This is a genomic window from Streptomyces bikiniensis, from assembly GCF_000716625.1.
Classification (GTDB): domain Bacteria; phylum Actinomycetota; class Actinomycetes; order Streptomycetales; family Streptomycetaceae; genus Streptomyces; species Streptomyces bikiniensis.
On sequence record NZ_JNXJ01000136.1, the window covers coordinates 1 to 264 of the forward strand.

Below are 264 nucleotides of genomic sequence, written 5' to 3' on the forward strand. Positions count from 1 at the left end.
GGAGAACGCGGCCGCGCCCTCGATCACGCCCTTCTGGTGGCCCGTGCCGTACCAGCGGGCGCCGATCTCCCGGCAGCGGCGCATGGACGCCTCGAAGTCCGGGAGGCTGCTGCCGGGGTCCCCGTAGTACGGGCCGAACGAGGTCAGGTCGATGTCCGCCACGTACAGGAAGCCGTCCGGTTCGACAAGGTAGCCGCTGTGGCCCGGGGTGTGACCGGGGAGGTGGACGACGGTCACGGTGCGGCCGCCGAGGTCGAACACCGT

Annotated in this window: 1 protein-coding gene; it reads right to left on the minus strand. The window is 71.6% G+C overall.

What is annotated here, in order from left to right; genetic code table 11:
- Positions 1-264, minus strand: a 264-nt coding sequence (locus OO47_RS33095; RefSeq protein ID WP_033211244.1) for an MBL fold metallo-hydrolase, incomplete at both ends; no start/stop codon positions are given.